At 37.9% G+C, this 1,389-nt stretch carries 1 protein-coding gene and 1 pseudogene; both read right to left on the bottom strand.

Annotated features, from left to right (window positions below):
• Nucleotides 1-50: 50 nt before the first annotated feature.
• The gene (locus tag ABDZ97_RS12215) at nucleotides 51-902 is read right to left on the bottom strand and encodes an IS3 family transposase (RefSeq protein ID WP_343788052.1); all 852 of its coding nucleotides are present in this window, start codon (nucleotides 900-902) and stop codon (nucleotides 51-53) included.
• 14 nt (nucleotides 903-916) lie between these two features.
• Nucleotides 917-1,389: pseudogene (locus ABDZ97_RS12220) on the bottom strand (hypothetical protein); the annotation flags it as partial.

Below are 1,389 nucleotides of genomic sequence, written 5' to 3' on the forward strand. Positions count from 1 at the left end.
TGACTAGTCCTAAATAACCGATACAGGTTTTAGACTAAAATAAACAATAATTATATCCCAGCAAACACATGTTTGCTGGGATCTTTGTTTTTATAAGTTCTTATTCTAATTTCCTGTTGTTGATGCATCTGTCTTGGAGTTTTCATAAAACAAGAGTAATGAGGTCTACACGTGTTATATATTCTAATACTATCTTCTACAAGTTGTTGCATAACAGGTAATTTATACGTGGGATTATAACCTATAAATTCTGCTTTCAGTATTCCATTAACTCTTTCGGCAACAGCATTTGCATACGGATCATACGATTCTGTCATACTACACCTAAGTTTACTCTTTTGAAGTAGTGATTGGTATTGGTTGCTGCAATACTGAAGTCCTCGGTCAGAGTGATGAACCAGTGTGTTTGGTTTATAGCACCTGTTTCTTACAGCCATTTTAAGCGCCCTAATAGATCCTTTTACATCCAGACTATCAGACACATCATAACCCATTATCTGTTTTGAATAAGCATCGGTTACCAAAGCCAGGTACATAGGATTAGTCCGATCACCAATGTAAGTAATATCAGATACCCAGATTTGCTCAGGCCTATCAGGAATAACATCTACAATCAGGTTTTTATGTTTCCTGAATCGATGATGGGAGTTGGTTGTAACATGATACTGACGTTTAGGAATGATAAGCATGTGATTGGCTTTAAGAATACGGAAAAGTAGATCCCTTCCAACACCCAGTACCTTTAATTCATCCTTCAATAAATAATAGAGTTTCCTGGTACCTAGCCTGGGCATTTGAAGCCTTACCTTCTTCACCAGATCAACAACCTGATGAACGGTAGCTTTACGCCTGTCTGTAGAACGAATGTTTCTGTAATAAACCTGTCTACTTATCCCGAACAATCCACAGGTAGCCGTTAGGCTTTCTTGGTATTTTTCTTTGTAGAGATTGATTGTTCGGGCAAGGAGTTTTTTCGGATAGGGATCTTATATTCCTTTTCCGCCAGATCAATCATCATATCAAAAATGATCACTTTCTTATCTGCCTGCTCTACCTGCTTTTCCAACTGGGCTTTTTGTTTCTCCAACAGTTTGATACGCTGTTCAAGCTCCATTAATTTCTGTTCCTGACTCTTTGGCATATGCAACGGTGTTTGATATTCCCAATCGAAGGTACCATATTTTCGCAACCATTTCACAATCGTGGAGTCACCCTGAACACCATATTTGATTTTTGCTTCACGAGCCGTTAATTCTCCGCGCTCTATTTCCTGAACAACGCCCAATTTAAAGGATAAAGAATAATCCTTCTGCGTTCGTTTTACATAATCTGATCTTTGACCTTCTTTCATAACGATTTTTTTGTGTATCGCTATTTCAGGACTAGACA

The sequence above is a fragment of the Wandonia haliotis genome (assembly GCF_039523435.1).
GTDB classification, from domain to species: Bacteria; Bacteroidota; Bacteroidia; order Flavobacteriales_D; family Crocinitomicaceae; genus Wandonia; species Wandonia haliotis.